Origin of the sequence: Litoribacillus peritrichatus (assembly GCF_039537985.1) — a bacterium.
In the GTDB taxonomy this organism is placed as follows: Bacteria; Pseudomonadota; Gammaproteobacteria; order Pseudomonadales; family Litoribrevibacteraceae; genus Litoribacillus; species Litoribacillus peritrichatus.
The window spans coordinates 1,202,418-1,222,422 of record NZ_BAABBN010000004.1; the positions used below are offsets into that span (position 1 = coordinate 1,202,418).

General features: G+C 46.7%; 17 protein-coding genes and 1 pseudogene. 5 read left to right on the top strand and 13 right to left on the bottom strand.

The window, feature by feature from the left end:
- Positions 1 to 111: 111 nt before the first annotated feature.
- Positions 112 to 768 carry a hypothetical protein gene (locus ABD744_RS06650; protein ID WP_344796700.1) on the top strand — a complete coding sequence of 219 codons (657 nt, stop codon included), beginning with the start codon at positions 112 to 114 and terminating at the stop codon, positions 766 to 768.
- Positions 769 to 1,089: 321 nt separating this feature from the next.
- On the opposite strand, the pseudogene ABD744_RS06655 reads toward ABD744_RS06650, so the two are convergent.
- Positions 1,090 to 2,271 (bottom strand): annotated as a pseudogene (locus tag ABD744_RS06655) (IS110 family RNA-guided transposase).
- A 115-nt stretch (positions 2,272 to 2,386) separates the two neighbouring features.
- Between ABD744_RS06655 and ABD744_RS06660 the strand changes: the two are divergent.
- The 4 genes from ABD744_RS06660 (at position 2,387) to ABD744_RS06675 (ending at position 5,205) form a co-directional block, all read left to right on the top strand.
- On the top strand, positions 2,387 to 2,770 hold the full coding sequence (locus ABD744_RS06660; protein ID WP_344796702.1) for a hypothetical protein: 384 nt from the start codon (positions 2,387 to 2,389) through the stop codon (positions 2,768 to 2,770).
- 105 nt (positions 2,771 to 2,875) lie between these two features.
- Positions 2,876 to 3,196: a hypothetical protein gene (locus ABD744_RS06665; protein WP_344796704.1), complete on the top strand. Its 321-nt coding sequence runs from the start codon at positions 2,876 to 2,878 to the stop codon at positions 3,194 to 3,196.
- Positions 3,197 to 3,795: 599 nt separating this feature from the next.
- Positions 3,796 to 4,185 (top strand): hypothetical protein, encoded by a 390-nt coding sequence (locus ABD744_RS06670; protein WP_344796706.1) that lies wholly within the window; start codon positions 3,796 to 3,798, stop codon positions 4,183 to 4,185.
- A 255-nt stretch (positions 4,186 to 4,440) separates the two neighbouring features.
- Complete coding sequence (locus ABD744_RS06675; protein WP_344796708.1) at positions 4,441 to 5,205, top strand: substrate-binding periplasmic protein; 765 nt, start codon at positions 4,441 to 4,443, stop codon at positions 5,203 to 5,205.
- Positions 5,206 to 5,281: 76 nt separating this feature from the next.
- Here ABD744_RS06675 and cobN read toward each other — a convergent pair whose 3' ends face one another.
- The 12 genes from cobN to ABD744_RS06735 form a co-directional block, all read right to left on the bottom strand.
- A complete protein-coding gene (gene cobN / locus ABD744_RS06680) occupies positions 5,282 to 9,187 on the bottom strand; it encodes a cobaltochelatase subunit CobN (RefSeq protein ID WP_344796711.1) in 3,906 nt (1,301 codons plus the stop codon).
- Between the two features lie 26 nt (positions 9,188 to 9,213).
- Positions 9,214 to 10,293, bottom strand: coding sequence for a cobalamin biosynthesis protein CobW (gene cobW / locus ABD744_RS06685; protein ID WP_344796713.1), 1,080 nt, complete (start codon positions 10,291 to 10,293; stop codon positions 9,214 to 9,216).
- Positions 10,294 to 10,316: 23 nt separating this feature from the next.
- Positions 10,317 to 11,126 carry a precorrin-4 C(11)-methyltransferase gene (gene cobM, locus ABD744_RS06690; RefSeq protein WP_344796715.1) on the bottom strand — a complete coding sequence of 270 codons (810 nt, stop codon included), beginning with the start codon at positions 11,124 to 11,126 and terminating at the stop codon, positions 10,317 to 10,319.
- Positions 11,123 to 11,956, bottom strand: a complete 834-nt coding sequence (gene cobJ / locus ABD744_RS06695; RefSeq protein WP_344796717.1) for a precorrin-3B C(17)-methyltransferase — start codon at positions 11,954 to 11,956, stop codon at positions 11,123 to 11,125. The genes cobM and cobJ overlap by 4 nt, the downstream gene beginning before the upstream one ends.
- 47 nt (positions 11,957 to 12,003) lie before the next feature.
- Positions 12,004 to 12,849, bottom strand: coding sequence for a cobalamin biosynthesis protein (locus ABD744_RS06700; protein WP_344796719.1), 846 nt, complete (start codon positions 12,847 to 12,849; stop codon positions 12,004 to 12,006).
- 4 nt (positions 12,850 to 12,853) lie between these two features.
- Entirely contained in the window at positions 12,854 to 13,630 is a 777-nt protein-coding gene (gene cobI / locus ABD744_RS06705; RefSeq protein ID WP_344796721.1) for a precorrin-2 C(20)-methyltransferase, read from the bottom strand.
- Entirely contained in the window at positions 13,627 to 14,943 is a 1,317-nt protein-coding gene (cbiE, locus tag ABD744_RS06710) for a precorrin-6y C5,15-methyltransferase (decarboxylating) subunit CbiE (RefSeq protein ID WP_344796723.1), read from the bottom strand. The genes cobI and cbiE overlap by 4 nt, the downstream gene beginning before the upstream one ends.
- On the bottom strand, positions 14,943 to 15,617 hold the full coding sequence (locus ABD744_RS06715; RefSeq protein ID WP_344796725.1) for a precorrin-8X methylmutase: 675 nt from the start codon (positions 15,615 to 15,617) through the stop codon (positions 14,943 to 14,945). The genes cbiE and ABD744_RS06715 overlap by 1 nt, the downstream gene beginning before the upstream one ends.
- Before the next feature lie 78 nt (positions 15,618 to 15,695).
- Complete coding sequence (locus ABD744_RS06720; protein WP_344796727.1) at positions 15,696 to 16,661, bottom strand: sirohydrochlorin chelatase; 966 nt, start codon at positions 16,659 to 16,661, stop codon at positions 15,696 to 15,698.
- On the bottom strand, positions 16,651 to 17,496 hold the full coding sequence (locus tag ABD744_RS06725) for a precorrin-6A/cobalt-precorrin-6A reductase (protein WP_344796729.1): 846 nt from the start codon (positions 17,494 to 17,496) through the stop codon (positions 16,651 to 16,653). Before ABD744_RS06725 ends, ABD744_RS06720 begins: the two co-directional genes overlap by 11 nt.
- Positions 17,493 to 18,659 (bottom strand): cobalt-precorrin-5B (C(1))-methyltransferase, encoded by a 1,167-nt coding sequence (locus ABD744_RS06730; protein ID WP_344796731.1) that lies wholly within the window; start codon positions 18,657 to 18,659, stop codon positions 17,493 to 17,495. Before ABD744_RS06730 ends, ABD744_RS06725 begins: the two co-directional genes overlap by 4 nt.
- Before the next feature lie 5 nt (positions 18,660 to 18,664).
- Entirely contained in the window at positions 18,665 to 20,005 is a 1,341-nt protein-coding gene (locus tag ABD744_RS06735) for a cobyrinic acid a,c-diamide synthase CobB (protein WP_344796733.1), read from the bottom strand.

Below are 20,005 nucleotides of genomic sequence, written 5' to 3' on the forward strand. Positions count from 1 at the left end.
GAAGAAATAAGGGCAGAGTGAGTAAATCAAAAAACAAGGATTGGCTTGGAGGAGAGACCTGCTTCAAAAAAAGGTTTTTCTACAGGCTCGTTATGAGTTAGGGAGAAATTAGTGAAGGATGTTCTAGATAAGCTAATTGAGAGCTTAAATAATGGAAATATTCTGCTTGGAGTAGTGATAGTCGCAGTCGCTCTGGTTTTTAACTACAAGAAAATTGTTGAGTTTCTTGAAGAGCGAAAAAAGGCAAGAATTGCCAAGTTGACTGAAGCTCTAAAATGCGATTTTGTTACTGGATTAACTAAATCGCACCTAGAAGAAGAGTTGGCAACAGAACAATTTAAGATAACAACTGGCATTCGATTGGAAAAACAGTTTAGGGAATCTGTAATTCAGGCTCATAAAAATGCGAATGGAGAACTTGCATTTGTTCATTTTAAAAGAGCTCTTCCTCACTTGTTCTATGAGCAAAACATTCTTAAAGTTAAAGTCTCACTTTTTGAAAATATAAGTTATTGGTTTAACTTGATTTTTGGGTTTGTTCTAGCCTTTTCCGGGTTGGCTCTGATGGTTTTACCCAGTCAGATAGAGGGAATTAACTTTGTTCAATTCTTTACTATCTTTGGGCTAGGTTGCTTCTTTATTGCCATTGCATTATTTATGCTTGCCCAAACATTCCCCGTAGTTTCTGCTAGAAAAATAGAGAAGTACCTTTTAGACACAACTCATAACAATTCAATTCAGCCGACCGCTGACGCGCCGGCTGATTGAGGCGTTGGTATGACTCCCCACGTCAAGTGGCACAGAGCTGGCCGAGGCACTTTTTCTTTTAGTGCCTTAATTGTTTTAATTAAGTCGAGCCAACGCATAGGATGAAGCAAGTAATTTTCGACGGTTCTCATGCTGATATTCGTGGGTTGCCTCTTTCGAGGCCTTTTCAACCTTACTTATTACGTCGTGGTGCCAGCTTCACTGCGACTATCTTCAGTCTATGCTCGCGGATCTATAAGGCTTTCACCTTATAGCCAACCTAACGCCGTCGGTGATTGCACCACACCCGCTGCTTGATCCAATGCGCTGAATCTGAACTCATCATGCTGGTATTCTCGCTAAACGTGTTTTGGGGTCGACTCGGGGTAATACTACTTCTCGGGATATCGATCAGCTTTCATTTAAACGAACGGCGCGATCATTTCACGAGCAATGGCCGTGACAACCACGTTGTAATGTTTACCTCGTTTCATGAGTCGCTGGTAACGCTTACATAATCTGAGTTGAGCTTGCCATGCTGTATCTATCACGTTTTTAGGAAGACCTTCCTGTCGTATCTGGAGTTCCTTTGATATATTCGCAGCATATTGATAGCTGTGAGCGCCTTCGATTAATAACCTTCGGGCGCGCGAGTTCCCACATTTAGTGATTCCGCCAAGTTTTCGGGAGCCCCCAGAAGAGTGTTCGGTCGGGGTTAATCCCACATAGCTCATTAACTTTCTTGGGTGGTCAAAGCGGGAGAGGTCGCCGAGTTCGGCAATGACACCTGTAGCCACCAGTAATCGTATGCCCCGTAGGGCTTGAATGGCTTGAACTACAGGATAGTAACGCCACTTTCTCACTTGATGTGTCAGTTCATTATCTAATCGTTGAAGCCGATTGATGCGTTCATTGATTGCTTGAATTAATTCCTGAAGAACGATTTGCTGTGCAGGATGAGGCAGTACCATTTCGGTTAACCAGCGCATGTGCTTCAACGACCAGTTGGCTGTACCGCCGTACTTGATGTTGTTTCTTAATAAAAAGGCATGAAGCTGGTATTTAGTGTCGTTTAAATCTCGCATCGCCGTTTCACGAGCACGAGATAGATCACGAACGGCTTCATCTTCAGGTTCGGGTACGTAGATAGGATCAATGTCGCCATTTTTCAGTAACTGGGTCAATATGAGAGCATCACGCTTGTCGGTTTTGACGCGTTGACCGGGTTTCTTTGGGATCATGGAAGGCGCAACGAGATAGCAGCAATGGCCGAGGGAGGTGAGTAAACGATAGATCCAGTAACCACAGGGACCTGCTTCATAGACGAAGTGCAGAGTGGCGTGTGGACAGACTTGAATTAGAACGTGATTGGAGTTGTCGCGCCAGCTTAATGAAGGCTTGTTTGTTGGTAAGAATTTTACCAAGGTGGTTAGGCGAATTCTCTCTGCCATCAATGACATAGGCGACTTCGGTGTTTACTTTGTGGGTATCTAAGCCAATAAAAAGTATGCTATCGTTTTTCATGGTGCTGATCTCCATTTATAGTCTTCGAAAACTATATTATGGCTCTGGCTTTGCTAACCCACGAATTGGAGGTCAGCACTCTCTCGTGGGGAGTCGTGATGTCTAGGCGTTCGGTATGAAATGCATCCAATGTTCATCTGAAAAACTCAAGCATCCAGATAAGCAAAGCTCTATGGAGTTGGTTAAATGCTTGTCATGTGGACATGAGTTTTACGTGCATTGCTTTTATCCAATACCAGATGTGTTTCAAAGTAAGCACAAGATTTACCTTGGGTATTTTTCGGTTTCAAGTCCAAAAGACACTGTAGCAAGTTTTATTAAATTAAAGAGTATACTGAAAGGTTGTGAGTGGTTTCAGCTTTCGAAGCTAGAAGCTCAAAAGCTGGAAGGTAAAACAAAATGGGAGCTTGGCCAGTTTCTGGATATAGAAGTAGAGAAAATACGGCCCCTTTGTAAACAGAAAAATATTGAGATTGAGTTCAATGAAATTAAAGAGTAGTGGCCAGCCTAACAAGCGGTTGAATTGGGATGCCAATTACTACGCTGCGCTACGTAATTGCCTTCCATTAACCGTGCGTTAGCTATACCGCAAGAAGTTTAAACAATGGAAGATTTATTAACTAATTTAGATAAGTTGGTAGTTGAACATAAGCTTGAATCTCTTGCTTTTGAAGGAGCTAAGCAATGGGCTGCATCAGAAGACTTTGATATAGACTATTCTATAGCTTCTCAATTTAAGTACGATTTTCATGCTCATAAGCTTTGTTTTAAGCACGAATTTAGACCAACACCATACATAGAAACTTATCTCAATATTACGCTCGATGAATTGGAAGTGGGTTACTACTGTTGGGTTTCTGATTTAAATGGTGAGATACTTGACGATATGTTAGTTATAACTGATAACCAGTTAAAGAATAGCTAACAAGGCCATTAAACCGTGGACACAAAACAGCTGGCTTGTGCTCTTTCGTCGCTAAGTATAGCCAGCAATTTTGTGCCGTTTATGGCGGCGTGTGTGTCAGGCATGACACTTAACTAGAAAGGTGAAAGTTCTCTTACCAGGTATTCGCAGACGGAAGGCCGCCCCAACCGAAGGTTAGCGAAAGGGCAAGGGCGTAGTCGTGAGGCTGGGTCTGAAGGAAGTCCAACGCAAAATTGCGGGGCGATGTACAAGAACACAATCTGAGGTGTGACATGAGTGAGGCCAGTGGGCACGTGATCATTAAGTCTTCCATCTGCATTTGTCTCATGTTTTATAAATTGTGCGTCTACGCAATGAAAGTTAAGTCTGAAGGCGGCCCCGACTTACCCTGAGAGGTCTGTCATATGTCGATGGAACGACTGATCTGAAAGCAATTTCAGGTGATCGTATGACAGAAGTCAGCAGAGAGCATAGTAGGTTAATCTCTTTTAACCGAAGGCTTGAATAAATTCAGCTTAGTAATCATCCGTGAAGTACTCAAAACATTACCTCCGTCAATTCGTTTTGAATCTTAAATCTACTTAAGGGAGCTGTTTCGAGTGAGAAATCGGATTGAATCAAACAGCAAATTATCACTTTCTCTATTTGATCGCGTTTTAGGTCGGGATAACCTGATTCGTGCATTGAAACAAGTTCAACGCAATAAAGGGGCGGCGGGCGTTGATGGAATGTCGGTAGACCAACTGACTGAGCTTCTTAAAAGCCACTGGTTAACGATCAAAGCCAAGCTGCTTAAGGGGAATTACTCCCCTAAGCCGGTACTGAGGATTGAAATTCCAAAAGGCGACGGTACTCATCGTCCCTTGGGTATCCCAGTTGCACTCGACCGAGTAAAACAACAGGCAATTGCTAAAGTATTAGAGGAAGAATGGGAACCAAAATTTCACCCGAATAGCTACGGTTTTAGACCCACGGTGTTCTTGTTCTAGTACTGCCTTCCAAGTCATAGATCAGGCCTCTTACATTGACTCAGCAATCTGAGGAGCAAATTCAGCTAAGCTATTTTTTATCCGGTTTAACATATAGTTTCCTATAGTAAACATTGGCCTACACATTGTGCAGTAAGCAAGAGAACCTTTTTCGCTAAACAAAGCTTTTTTTTTTAAATAATCTCTGCAAAATTTAAGGTTATTGTTGCCTATTATTTTTTGTATTTCACCTGATTTCGGGGAGTCTTGAGTAATATGCGTAACTATTGTCTTCTATTTCTTTTTTGGTTGGCCCCTGGTTGTGCTTTTGGTAACCCGTTAATTATATTGACCGAGCTGGACCCTCCTGCCCAGTATTATTCTGAAAGTGGCGAACTGACTGGATTTGGAATTGAAATCGTTCAGGAGATTCAGACGTTAGTTGGTAACAGTGATCCTATTTCTGTGGTTCCATGGGCGCGGGCCTACCATATGATTGAAACGGAAGATAACGTGGTTCTTTTTCTTATGGCCAGGAATCAGCTTCGAAATGAGAAATTCAAATGGGTGGGGCCAGTTCTTGAATTTAGCTTTGGCCTCTATGCCAAGGAGGATTCAGAAATTAGCAGCCTGAGTGAACCTGAAGCTCGAAACTTGAAATCTATTGGTGTTTATAGGAATGATGTTAGAGATCAGATTCTGACTCAAATGGGATTTGAAAACCTGAAGCGCGTAGGCGACAAATTACAGAATGTAAAAATGCTAATGACGAATCGGATTGACGCATATGCGTCTTCGTCTCTGAGTTATGGTATTGATGCCTCTGAAGCAGGCTATAAAGAGAGCGACTTAAAGCTTGTTATGACTTTCCAGACGATACAGGCTTACATTGCAATGTCTTTGAATGTTCCCGACCATGTAGTAGCCAGTTGGAATAGCGCTCTAAAGTCTATGATTGATGATGGAACTTATATAAAAATCCTCAAAAAATACTACCCAACCGCAAACTTACCGACCAAGGCTATTACGGAGTTCGATTAAACAGCTTTTCTGTCTGGCTGGTATTCACTGGTGACTCAGCGGGAGAGGGGTTAGAAAAATTTTAAGTTCATTGGCATTACATCGATCGTTCCATTTCACCCTCAAGATCCAGCAATAAATCTTCTAGCTTTTCAGTGTATTCGCCCGGCTCTTGCCATAGGTTACGCTGAATGGCTTCGATCATTTTTTCTGTCATTTCTTTCATGGCGGTAGGGTTGTTGTTTTTTAAAAATTCCGCATTTTCCGGCTCAAATAAATAGCACTCTGCGACGTTGGCGTATTGGTAGTCGGAGATCATGTCCGTGGTGGCGTCGTAGGCGAATAGGTAGTCCACGGTGGCGGCCATTTCAAACGCACCTTTGTAGCCGTGTTGCTGCATACCCTTGATCCACTTAGGGTTGGTGACTCGTGAGCGTATGACTCGGTTGAGCTCTTCTTGCAGCGTTTTGATTTTGGGTTGGCTCGGATTGGAGTGATCGCCGTGATACACCTCCGGTGTTTCTCCTTTGATGACGCGTACAGCGTTGGTCATCCCGCCCTGAAATTGATAGTAGTCATCAGAGTCAAGCAGGTCATGTTCGCGGTTGTCCTGATTTTGAATGACAGCTTCCAGGGAGCCAAGTCGTTGTTCAAAGGCTTCGAAGGCTTGCGTACCCGTGTTGTTCTGGCCGTAGGCGAAGCCGCCCCAGTTAACGTAGGCTTCTGCCAGATCGTTGGCGTTGTCCCAACAACCTTCATCAATTAAACCTTGCAGGCCAGCGCCGTAAGCACCGGGTTTGGAACCAAAGACTCGGTATCTGGCCTGCGTGGTAGCTTTTTTCAGTGGAATACCTTGAGCAGTAAGTGAGGCTACTGCACTTTCAATGTTATTTTTGATGGTGTTGGTTTGACCAGGCTCTTCATGATCGGCAAGTGCTTGTACCGCAGCATCAAAGATATGCATGACGTTGGGAAATGCATCACGGAAAAAACCGGATACCCTTAACGTTACATCGACACGGGGGTGATTCATCATCATGTTGGGCATGATTTCAAAATCCACCACCCGGTTTGATCCGGGTGCCCAGATCGGTTGAATACCCATTAACGCAAAAGCCTGTGCGATGTCGTCGCCGCCGGTCCGCATGGTGGATGTACCCCACACGGAAATGCCGACGGATTTAGGGTAATCGCCATGGTCTTGCAGGTGCCGCATGATGATCTGTTGGGCCGAGGCTTTGCCCAGTACCCATGCGGCAGGGGTTGGAATGCTTCTGCTATCGACTGAATAGAAGTTTCTGCCTGTCGGCAGTACATCCAGTCGGCCGCGAGTTGGTGCACCACTGGCACCGGGAGGTACATAACCGCCGGCCAATCCATTGATGACTTGCTTTATCTCTTGCTCCGGACTGCCATCATACGCCGGGAAGACGGATTGAGTCAGATGGCTGATCAATGCTTTGGTCTTGGGTAAATCGTGGTTATTTAAGAGGCCTTCGGCACATTGTTCCTGATCGGATTGATTGAGCCCTGCCAAAATGTGCTTTGCTAGATGCTCTAACCGTTCCAGGGTGTCGGCTTCGGTGCGCCAAATTTGTTCATTTATGTTGCTCAGTAAAGCAGGGCGGTTGCCTTCCCAGGGTTCAGCGGGTGAAATGTCTAAAGGATTAAACTCAGAGTCTTGGTTTGGTTGGGCGAGTTGCAAATCCTGACTTAAAGCGACAATTATGCTGGCATCTTCAGGACGTTGTTGGCCTCTGGGCAGTCGGGCGAGCGCCACTAGCGTGTCTAAACGCTGTTCTTTATCGGGCTGTTGACCAAAAATGTGCAGCCCCCCGCGAATTTGCGCTTCTTTTAATTCGCATAAATAGGCATCGAGTTCATTCAGAATGGAATCAGGGTTGTCTGATTCTTCGTCCCGTAGGTTCAGTTCATTGAGGATATTTGAATCCTGAACCAGCTTGATGATCTTTTTGCGTAAGAATTCTTCTCTGCGAATGTCCAGCCCCATGGCTTGATAAAGTTCGTCCACCAGCTGTTCTAACTCGAACAATTCGCCGTAGGTTTCCGCTCGTGTCATGGGGGGCATCAGGTGATCGAGCACAACTGCTTGGCTACGGCGTTTTGCCTGTGCGCCTTCGCCGGGGTCGTTGACAATAAACGGGTACAAATGAGGCAAAGGGCCTAACGCGATGTCTGGCCAACAGGTGTTGCTTAAGGCGACGCTTTTGCCGGGCAACCACTCAAGATTGCCGTGTTTACCAATGTGCATGATGGCATCAATCTGGTATTCATGACGAAGCCAAAAGTAGAAGGCGAGATAGCTGTGTGGTGGCACTAGGTCCGGGTCATGGTAGTTTGCGGCTAAATCGACATTAAAACCGCGAGCCGGTTGGATTCCAACAAAGGTTTGGTCCAACCGTATGCCTGGAATCATAATTCGGCCGGATCGAACCTTGGGATCATTTTCAGGGTGACCCCATCGTTCTAATACGGCGTCTTTGCTGTCTTGCGGTAATTGCTCAAAAAGGTGCTGATAAGATTCCAGTGAAATACTTTGCTGGCAGGCACGAAAGTCTAAGGTGTTCAGATCATTGGTCACATAGTTAAGTAGCTCATTGACCAGTTCAGTGCCTGAATCCGGTATATCGCCCACCGGATATCCTGCATCTTGCAACGCTTTCAGAATATTCAGTGTAGATGCCGGTGTATCTAACCCAACGCCATTACCGATGCGACCTTCACGTGTGGGGTAGTTGGCAAGAATCAATGCCACCCGTTTTTGTGAATTTGGTTTTTGGGCTAGTGTTGCCCAGCGACGCGCCAATTCAGCCACAAACTGAGCGCGCTCGGTATTGAGTTGATAGTAGATCGGATCGTATTGGGTTTTATCGCTCTTTTCTAAAGCCTCTTTGAAACTGATGGCGCGGGTGATGATTCGGCCATCCATTTCGGGCAAAGCGATGTTCATTGCTATGTCTCGAGCCCGTAAACCCTGTGGGTGTTCTAACCAATCCTCTTCGCTGTTTGCTGCCAGAATGACTTGTAAAACCGGTGCATTGACATCGAATAAACAGTCTGGTTCGAGATCAGCGGGTTGTGAGCTTAAATGCTGGTTACCAAGCTGACCACTTGATTCCTTGTCTTGAGTTTGTGAGGAAGCAGAACGAATGGAAAAGGCCGTGGTATTCAGAAAGATTTTGCAGTCGCTTTTGGTGGCCAACTCGTTGACGATTGCTTTGCAACTCTCATCTTTTAAAGAAGTAACGGCAATGGGCAGAACGGACAAACATTGTGCTTGAAGTACTTTAATGAATTCAGAAAAGGCTTGTGTATTGCCGGATTGAAAATGGCTTCTGTAAAAAAGTAAAACGGCGACTGGGTGTTCCGGGTTTTGGGTGCTAAGCCACTCCTGATAACCGATTTCGTGTCGATCCGGGCAGTAGATTAAGGTTTTTGGTAATGGCCTGGGTTCTTCAAAAATAATTTCAGTGTTCTTGTCTGTACCATTCACACTAAAGAATGTCTGCTGAATATAGCGGAAAAGATTTTCAGTATTACGAATACCGCCTTCTCGCAGATAGCGCCATATCCGATGTAATTCCGTATTGGGCAAGTTACTGGCCGCTTGCAGTTCGGTATCGACTTCATCGTCGCCCGGTACAATGGCTAGTTTGGCGCCGGTACGGGCACAAATCTCTTCGAGTTGCTCAACGCCATAGGGAAGGTAGGCTTTACCGCCCAGTAAAGAAACAATGATCAGCCTGGCGTGTTCAAGGACTTTGTGGGCGTATAAATCAAACGCAGCGGGCTTGGTGAGATGAACAAAGTTTGCCAAACGAATGCTTGGGTAGTCGTCTGGCAATTGTTCTGCGTATCGGGCGAGAAGTCCTAATGTACTGTCTTGAGCACAGAGGATGACAATGTCAGCTGGCGTTTGCTGGAGATCAATGATGCCTTCTTCGTCACTGAAACCACCGGGTTTTGCGGCCAATAAATGCATTGCTGTCCTCTGTATTCAAACAATAGTTAAACTTCTGCAGTTTTGAGCGATGCAGTCAGATTGGCTTCGTTCAGATCTTTACCGATCAATACGATGCCACTGCTTCGTGTTTCATCGGCTTGCCATAAGCGATCAAAGTAACTGTCGATGCGTTGGCCAACACCCTGGATGACTTGTCTCATGGGTTTGCCCGGCAACGCAGCAAATCCTTTGGCTCGGTAGATGTTGTTATCGGCGATGAGTTGCTTGATCACTGAAATCAGTTTGTCACTGTCAACTTCACCGAGCTTGATGGACAGTGAGTCAAAATCATCGTGCGCGTGTTTATGGTGGTGACCGTGATCGTGGTGGTGATCGTGGTGGGTATGAACGTGATTAATACGATCTTCCGACGCCGCTTCCAACCCCATGATTAACTCAGAAGCAATTTCACCATTACTGACATTGATCAGTTTGACTTCGTCAGAAATTCGACCTCGCACTGTGTTCTCAACCTGGCTGCGTGTGGCTTCGTCCAATAGGTCGTTTTTGCTGACGACGATCAGGTCGGCGGAGTTGATTTGATCTTCCAGCAGTTCTTGCAGGCTAGGGTCGTGATCCAAACTGTCATCGGCTTTGCGTTGTGTTTCCACTTGCTCAGGGTTGTGTGCAAAACGACCATCTGCAACAGCTGGCCCATCAATTACGGTGATCACCGAGTCTACGGTGCAATGGGCTTTGATCTCAGGCCAGTTAAAGGCTTGAACCAACGGCTTAGGCAGCGCAAGCCCAGAGGTCTCAATCAAAATATGATCAATGTCGTCACGGCGCTCAACCAATTGCTGCATGACAGGCAGAAACTCTTCTTCCACTGTGCAGCAGATACAACCGTTGGCTAATTCGTAAATGCCGTTTTCATCGTTAGCTGGAGCTTCAGCGTTTTCGTCTTCACAATCCAAAGGGCAGCTTCGAAGAAGTTCAGCGTCAATGTCCAATTCGCCAAACTCATTCACGATGACAGCAATACGCTTACCGTTCGCTTGTTTCAGAATGTTTGAAAGCAGGGTGGTTTTACCGCTGCCAAGAAAACCGGTAACAACTGTGGCTGGAATTTTATTGAGTTGCATTTTTTCTATTCCTTGAAATCAGATTAACTTATTTCGTTTGATTGTTCTGGTCGTTTAACTTTTCGCGGTGTTGCTGGCTTGTTTTTTGGGCGATACACGTGTGCTTGATCTTCGCTGTAAAGATAAGAGTCTTTAAAGTCGTCCGGAGCCAATACGTGGCCAACCAGAATCAACGACGTGCGGGTAAATTTCTTTTCACGCACTTTTTCAACGATGTCCCCCAAAGTGCCGGTGACTTTGTCCGCGTCTGGCCAGGAGGTACGATAACAAACGGCCACCGGGCAGTCCTCACCGTAAAACGGGATCAAATCTTCCACCACTTTATGGATGCGGGTAACGCCTAGATGAATCGCCAAGGTTGCGCCGTGTTGCGCCAGAGATTTCAGGTTCTCACGTTCTGGCATCGGGGTTTTGCCCGCATAACGGGTCATAATCACCGTTTGAGAAACGCCTGAAAGGGTGAGTTCTTTATTCAGCCAGGCTGCAGAAGCACTGGTCGCTGTGACACCAGGAACCACTTCATACCGGATATTAAGCTCGTCCAAACGTCGCATTTGCTCACCAATGGCGCCATAGATGGACGGATCGCCTGAGTGTACACGGGCTACTTCTTTGCCTTCATCCACCGATTGTTTGGTTAGCGCAATGATTTCATCAAGATTAAGCGGTGCTGTATCAATGATGGTTGCGTCAGCTTTGGCACTTTGCAGAATTTCTTCCGGCACAAGTGAGCCTGCGTACAAAATAACCGGGCAACGCTCGATCAAGCGAAGGGCTTTAACAGTGATCAGATCCGGATCACCGGGGCCTGCGCCGATGAAATAAACACTCATGCGTTGGCCTCACTTATTTCAGTTGCTGACTCATTCGCAGTGTTGGCTTCTTTTGAGACCAGTTTCTTCGAATAGCCACGAGGGGTATAAACCCAATCACGGATGGAGTCGCCTTCGCCCACCTGAATATGTCGGCTCTCGCTGTTTCCTATCATCACTAAGGTCAACATGTCTACTTGGGTGGTGTCCAGTTCGGCCAAGGTGGTGACGGTTATTTTTTCGTCTTTGCGGGTTAAGTTGCGACCAATAATCACTGGTGTGGCAGCAGGACGGTGTTCAAGTAAAATTTCTTTTGCGCGGCCCAACTGCCAATCACGCTTAATTGAAACCGGGTTATAGAAGGAAATGACAAAGTCGCCTTGGCCTGCCGCTTTTAATCGGGTTTCAATGGTTTCCCAAGGGGTGAGCAGATCTGAAAGTGATATTGCGCAGAAGTCATGTCCTAGCGGAGCGCCTATCTTGCTGGCAGCGGCCTGCATGGCTGAAATTCCAGGAATGACTTCGATATCGATGGTTTCCCAATCCGCTTCCGGTTCTTTTTCCAAAAGTTCGAAGACCAACGTAGCCATCGCAAAGATGCCGATGTCACCACTTGATATCAGCGCGGTGGTCTCTCCCTTAGCGGCCAATTGAAGGGCCAGGCGAGCACGTTCAATTTCTTCACCTAATGGACGGTCATGGCGTGTTTTGCCTTCAATCAATTCACCCAGCAGATCAAGGTAAAGGCCGTAGGCTACTAACTCTTTGCTTTCAGCAATGGCTGAACGGGCAATCGGTGGCAAGTATTCAAGACCGCCTGGGCCGGTTCCGATAACGTATAGCTTGGACATTCGAGTCTTCATTCCTTCATTTTATGAAAGCAGTGTCGCTCTCAATGCTAACTTTTATAACAACGAGCCACAGCACAGGTGGCTTGTTTGTTTTTATGTTTTGGTATGATCAATTCTGGTTTAGGCGCAGGTTTATGTGATCTTTCTGCTTCCGTGATTTCATTTTTGATTTGTTCTTTTGTAATGAGTTCTTCTGCGGCTACTAACGCTGCGGCTTCGGCCACTCCATAACATCCCACTTCTTTGAAGACGATTTCCGACTTATAACTCAATTGATCTTCAACGTCTCTAAGTCTCAGAGCAGGGTATGTTTTGAATGGCACACCTAAAGTAGCTGCCAGTTCAATCAAGCCAACTTCATCGGCTTTTACATCAATGCTGGCGATGGCAGAGATTTGATCGAGCTTGATGTTTTTCTTAGACAGGGTTTCTTCTAGCAAAGTACGCAGAACCAACTCCGGGCAATGACGTTCGCAGCCCATACCAACAATGTATTTCGGTTCTAAATAATTTTGTGCGCTGGTGATAATGTGTTGTGCATTCAGCTTTGCTGCTACCAGTCTTGACCATTCATTTGCGCCCCCTTCGTGGCCGGACAACACGGGAATGACGTAGCGGCCGAGTTCGTCCAAAACCAATACGGCTGGGTCTGAGAATTTGTCTTTTATCACTGAGGCCAGAGTTCGCACAGCGATGCCCATGGCACAGATAAGTATCAACGGTGTGCCAGCATTAAATAGTTCGTGGATGGTTTCAGCAAATGGCTTGGGTTTGTGAAGATGACGGGCTGCCAGTTGTTGTGCCATTATTTTCTCAGCAAGCGCATTACCTGAGTCCGTCAGACTCACCACAGTGGCATGACCGGAAAGATTCAATGGATTTAAATCTGTCATGAATCTAACTCCACTTTCTGAGATCACTGTGACGGGTCACGATGAATAAAGAGAAGTAGGGGCCTGCTTCATTGTCGAGTTCGTTGAGATCATAAACAATGCGTTGGTTGTCTCGGGTGGCGTACTCAACATAAGTGGCGTCTTCCAGACGTCCTGTTTCTTTGAGTGCGTCAATGATTCTCGGTCTGGCCCGGCCAGCCTTCATGATCACCAAATTATCGAAATTTGTGAGTTGTTGAATCAAGGCTTCGGAATCAAGCCGACCAGAGAGTACCGCGTAATTTTCGGTCTGCATGGCCAAGGGTATGCCTGCGACGGCGCCAGCAGCTTGAGGCGCGCTGATGCCGGGAATGACTTCGCAGCTGTATTGATCGCATAGTCGTTCTTGTAAGTAAGCGTAGGACCCGAAAAAGAGAGGGTCGCCTTCGCATAAAAATGCGACGTCTTTACCTTGGTCTAAAGCGATCCGGATTTGCTCTGCCGCCTGATCATAGCGTGCATTGGCATCTGAACGGTCATGCTTGTAACCCATCGCAATGGCAAGTTCTTGTGGTGGTACTTTTCGCTGATCTATGAATGCTTTAACTATGGACTTCGCCTGCGAGTGACCGGCCGAATGCGTTTGACCTGTGATACGGGTTTGATCTTCTGCGTTGCATAAATAACAGAGGACATCAGCATCTTGAATTATTCGATAGGCTTTTAAGGTAATGAGTTCCGGGTCGCCAGGACCGATACCTACGCCATACAGCTTGCCACGAGAGGTTTGCGATGAAGTCATGAGTCTTTCACCCCTGCAATCGATTGCGCTGATGTGGATGTCGCAAGTTTTCTTATTTGGGCAATCAGCACCGGTAATTGAGGTCTTAACAACAGTTGTCCTGCAATTTCATCGCCTTTGGAGACTGAAACCTGAGACCACTCAACTTCCGCATTATCAGGTATATTTTCTAATGCTTGATATAACTCAGATTTGGTGGATTCGGTGACGGCGGTAATGACAACTCGTCCATGTTCTTTGAGTCGCTGGAAGCTCAATTCAAGAATGTCGATCAGTCTCCCGCCAGACCCTCCAATGAATACTGCATCCGGGTCGGGTAGGTTGTGGCAGGCATCCGGTGCATAACCTTCAACTACTTTCATATTACTGATAACACCAAACTTTTGTTGGTTGAGCCTGCAGTATTTTAAGCGTTCTGGATGGTGCTCTATGGCAAATACATGTCCTGTTCGGTTCCACCGTGCCCATTCGATAGCAACACTGCCGCAGCCTGTGCCTATGTCCCAGGCAATTTCACCACTCTTGGGAGATAAATAGGAAAGTGCTGCCAAGCGAACTTCCCGTTTGGTAATTAAACCTTTGCCGGGCGCTTTTCCTGTCTCAAAGGCATCATCAGGTAATCCAGGGAACTCAGGTGTCAGTTGATTTGGGTTAGATGACAGGCATTGAATGATGGTCACGTGAAGCGGATGAAACTCGAAATTCATTAATGCAGGGTCATTTACTTCAAAGCTGTGTATGGCCTGATTCTCACCGCCTAAATCCTGACAAACCCACAGTTTGGATTGGTCAAAACCGGCAGATATCAGCTCATTTTCTATCGCAGCAGGGTGGCTGTATTGATCAGTCAGTATTGTAAAAAACTGGTTGAGCCGTAAACGAGATCGAATGCTTTCCAGCGGCCGACCGTGCAAACTGATGGTTTCGACGTCTTGGTGCGGCAAGCCTATTTGGGCACACGCTGCCTGAAAGCTTGAAACATTGGTGTGGAATACCAGATTATCTGCTCCCAGTGTTTTTGTTAACCAGGCACCTAAACCATAGAACAATGGATCACCTGAACCTAATAAAACAATGGTTTCACTTTGATGGTGAATGAGCCAATCTTTGAGGGACGTAAAAGGCGAGGGGTAGTTGAGCTTTTTTGCTTGTGTAGCTAAGTGCTCAATCTTAGACAACTGGTGTTCGGCACCGATGACCCACTGAGCTTCAGAAATTACGTTTACGGCACGATCGTTCAATTGTGGCCCGGCCTGGCTACCCACGCCTAACCCTATGATGTGTATTGGCTTGCCTTGCCATAATTCAGCCATTAAAAACGAATACCTCTCGACAAACGTAAACATGCGTTCCAGGCGCTTGCGGTCAGAGCGCTGCCGCCTCGGCGACCTCTGACAGAAATGGCATTCAAATCGTGTGCTTCCGCTGCTTCAATGAGTGCTTCTTTGGATTCTGCTGCACCGACAAAGCCGACAGGTATACCGATGATTAACGCAGGTTTTTCGCCGCCTTGGTTGATCATTTCAAGTAAACGAAACAACGCAGTAGGGGCATTACCAATGAGCACGACGCTGTCTTTTAATTGAGGTTTCCACATTTCCAACGCTGCCATGGATCGGGTTTCACCACGTTGTTTGGCTAACTCAGGGACTTCTGGGTGGTTCAGGAAGCACAGTGCTTCACTGTTCTGAAAGCGACGGGTTAAACCGTGCTTTACCATTTCTACATCGCACAGCAAGGTGGCGTCATTTGCTGCTGCCTGAATACCGGACTGGACGGCTTTTTTGGACAAGAAGATGTCATCCATAATGCTTGGATCACCACAGGTATGAACCAGTCGCATGGCAACCTGTGCTTCTTCTTCGGTTAACCCTTCGAGATTACAAAGTGCACGAATTTGTCGGAAGGATTCCACTTCAATGGCATGTGGGTCTTTCTCGTATTCGTACGGGGGAGTAGTTACATCAGTGCGATTATCGAAGGTCATGTCGGGTCGTTAGCAACAGTTTATTATGAAACTCCCGCTTGTGCGGGAGTGGTGGACGCCATCTGAAGACGGGAGTGTCTAGTGGTCGTGATCGTGGCTGTGACCATGATGGTGGTGATGACTGTGGCTATGGCTGTGATCATGATCTGCATCCGTACCGGCACCTCGAACATGGTGATGGTGACCTTCCTGAGGTGCGCCGACTTTATGTTCGCTGCCGAGAATCTGTACCCGGTACTGGCACATCTGGCAGTTCATGTTGCCTGTGCCTTCTTCGGTTTCTTCCATTTTCTCAAGGAAGGTTTCAATCACAAGCGGGTGATCGTTCAGGTAGGGGGCTTTGGCAACGGTAACTTCAGGGTGATTTGCCTGGTATTGGTCTGCCCATTCGTAAATCTTCTTAACCAAACGACCTGTGAATAGGAAGTATGGGAAAACAATTACTTTCTTGAAACCAAGACCGTGTGCACGCTCAAGTGCTTCATCAACCAGAGGTGAGGTCACACCGCTGAAACAGGTGATTGCCCAGCCGAAGCCCATGCCTTCTTCCAGCATCCGCGTGATTTTAGTGATGTTGGAGTTTGCATCGCTGTCAGATGCGCCACGGCCAACCACCACGAGCAAGGTGTCTTTACGGTCGTAATCGTCGAACTTGGCTTTCAGTTCTGCTTCAGATTCTTCAATGCGAGCTGCAGCCGCACGAACCATTTTAGGGTGTACACCTAAGTGTGTCCCGTAGGTGATGTTCAAGCCTTCAACTTCGGCCTGAAGGGTGTTTAATTCACTTGGGATATCGTTCTTGGCGTGACCAGCCGCCATCAACATGCCTGGAATGGCCGTGATGTTCTTACAGCCTTTTTCAACCAGTTTATCAACACCGTCAGCGATGACAGGACGAGCAAACTCCAGAAACCCGGTTTCACAAAGTCTTTCTGGGTATTTTTCCTGGAAGTGCTTTGCGAGTTGATGAAACTCTTCAACTGCTTCTACGTCTCGTGAACCGTGTCCAACAATAAGCAGAGCGGGTTTTTGATTATCTGTCATAGGTGTCTCTGTAAACTTCTTGTTTAATTTTTTCAATTAAGGCCTCAAGGTTGTCTCTGAAATGTTGTTTTATCTCAGGACGATAGTCAGGCCGCTCCAATAGAATTACGGGTATATTCAGTTGCCGGGCTGCTTGTAATTTTGTATCAACAGCCTTTCCGCCACTGTTCTTGCAGACTAGCACATCAATCTTGTGTTGCTGCATCAGTGCGGTTTCATTTTTCAGTACGAAAGGACCTATATCACGAACGATTTTGAAGCGGGCTGTTACCATCGGCTCAGCAATTGCTGAACGAATCAGCCAAAACTGATTTTCAGAAATCGATTCGGTGTCTCTTACGGCAGATTGGCCAATTGTAACAAAGGGGCGTTTGAATTGGGATAATAGTTCTTTCGCATGAGGCCAGTTTTTTGCCGGAATCCAGCGGTCTTGATCAGAAGCTGACCAATTTGGTCGGTGATAGCCCAAATAACGCACACCCAGTGCCTGACTGACTTCAAATGCATTGTGGCTGATTTGGGTGGCGTATGGATGAGTGCAATCTAAAATACAGTGGATTTGGTGCTGGGTAATGAAGTATGCCAAGCCGCGCTGACTGTCAGAACCGAAAGTATATTGTCCTTGAATATCATCAGAAGACGGTGTGTATTGGTCGGCGTATTGGCTGAAGCCACCTTCAATAACGGTGCAATCCAATTTGGGCTTTCTTACCGTTCCGGCGATGCTGTATATCAAATGAATGTTGTGATTGTGACTTAAAGACGCAATCGACTTAACCAGCTTGATGGCGTCGCTTGTGCCGCCGAGCAAAAGCACATTGAATATGTTAGTCATTGTCCTGGCTGGCTCTTAATGTTGGCTTTTGGTTTTGAATCAGTGGCCTTTGGTTTTGACCCAAATGCCCAATTTGCATGGCCAACCATGTCGCCTTTTTTACTAATGGCCCAAACCTCCACTTGTGTTGTTTCGGGCAGAATAGATTTGGCTTTGTTTCTGGCCAGTTCACAAATGCGATTGGCAAATGGAATGTTTGCTTGTTGGCAGAGTTTAAGGGCTTCCAGGCTGGTATTTGAGTTTAGGATGGAAGCTATGAGGTCGTCTTCCGCACCTACATGCTTGGCTTGTTTAGCAAGAAATGGAAAGTCGATGCTGGACGCCCGGCTGTGAAGGTCCAAATGTCCTGCCGCCAATTTTGTTAATTTGCCAAAGCCTCCCACAATGGAGAGCTTTGCTACCGGTGAATGCTTAACGTGCTTTAATACAGCACCAGCAAAGTCCGCCATCTCGATCAGCCCCATTTCAGGGATGTCCGGGTACTGCTTAATTGCAAAGGCTTCAGAGGTGCTGCCGGTACAGGCGGCAATATGCTGAACATCGTTGGTGTATGCGACGTCTATGCCTTGATGGATGGACGCGATGTAAGCGGCGCAAGAGAAGGGGCGTACTATGCCAGTGGTGCCTAATATCGATAATCCACCGAGAATGCCTAACCTTGGATTCATGGTTTTTAAGGCGAGGTCTTCACCCCCTTCGACACCAATAAACACATCGAAGCCGCCGGAATAGTTTTGCTCGTTGGCCAGCTGATTGAGATGCAGTGTCATCATCTTTCTGGGAACCGGGTTGATGGCGGGTTCGCCTTTCGCCAATGCCAAGCCATCGCGGGTGACTGTGCCGACACCCTTGGCGGCATGAAAGTAAACACCAGGCTGTTTATTCAGGCTTACTTCTGCAAAAACCGTTGCACCATGGGTGACATCCGGGTCATCTCCGGCATCTTTAATGGTCGAGGCAAAACCAACGTTATTGTCTCTCAATAAGCAATTAGTGATTTGAAATTCAACGTGTTGGCCTTTTGGCAGGGTAATAGTGGACGCCGTTGTTGGCTCTCCTGTAAGCAATAGCCGTGCAGCTGCATAGCTGGTTGCTGTTGCGCAAGCACCAGTGGTATAGCCGCTTCGTAAAGGTTTATTGGCTTCAGGAGTTTCTTTACGCATCCGATTTAAGCTGTGTCAGTTTGTTTTGAGCAAGCAGTCAACAAGCCGCTGGCCGTGAATAATTCAATCATAGCCGAATGGTTTGAAGGAAAATAAAGATGAAGGTAGGAAGTCGTTAAACCTTTGTTTCGGAAAATAGGCTCGCCGGGTGCCGGGTGGCTGATTCGTTTGCCGAACGCAATCGGTTCTCCTTGTTGTTCACTCCGGCTTCTGTGGTGCGCATGGCCGCGTACTTCACCTTCTGGCAGCATGGCTGATTGCATGCCCTGGCATCCGCCTTTGGGGCGCATGAAACCATGACCCGAGATTAAACCTGCCATTGGCCAGGTCTCGCCCTTCAATGTGGTTAACGACTCTTGTATGTAAAGCATGCCGCCACATTCAGCCAAGATGGTTTTTCCTGACTCATAAAAATCAACTAACGCTACTTTCATACACTCGTTTTTACTGAGCACTTCAAGGTGAAGTTCGGGGTAGCCTCCGGGCAACCAAATGCAATCTACGTCCGGGATTTGATCATCGTGCATGGGCGAGAAATAATGAAGCTCCGCGCCGTGCGATTCTAAAAAGCGAACATTGGCCGGATAAATAAAACTGAATGCTTCGTCTTTGGCGATCCCGATTTTAACGTTTGTCAGTGGTTTAGACTCAGTGCTGTTTTGTGATGAGGTTTCTTTAAATATCAAAGGATTAGGAAGATCAGCTAAACCAGTTTCAGCAATGATGTTGGCAATGGAGTCCAGCTTCGTATCGTAATCTTCAATTTCATGAGGTCTTACTAACCCTAAATGGCGCTCAGGTAAGACCATATCGTCGGACTTCCGAAAAGTAGCCAAAACCGGGATGTCTTTCGGCATGCTTTCGATCACTAATTCACAGTGGCGCTGGCTGCCAAGATTGTTGGCGATGATGCCGGCAAAAGGCAATGAAGGGCGGTAGCTTTTCAAACCTAGTGCTAATGCGCCCACGGTCTGTGCCATCTTTGGTGCACTGATCACTGCCACTACGGGGATACCAAAAAATTCAGCCAAATCAGCACCGCTGGGGTTGCCATCGTATAATCCCATGACGCCTTCAATCAGAATCAGGTCTGCGGTTTTTGCTGCCTCGTAAAGATATTGGCGGCATAAATCTTCACCCATCATCCACAAGTCAAGCTGCTCGGCCGGGCTACCTGCTGCCTGTTCCAGTATGAGTGGGTCTAAATAATCCGGGCCGGTCTTGAAAACGCGTACATTCAAACCTTGATTGCGGTGGTACCTGGCCAGCCCTGCGGTGATGGTCGTTTTTCCCTGGCCGGAGGCCATGGCACTGATGAATAAAGCAGGGCATTGTACGGCGTTCAT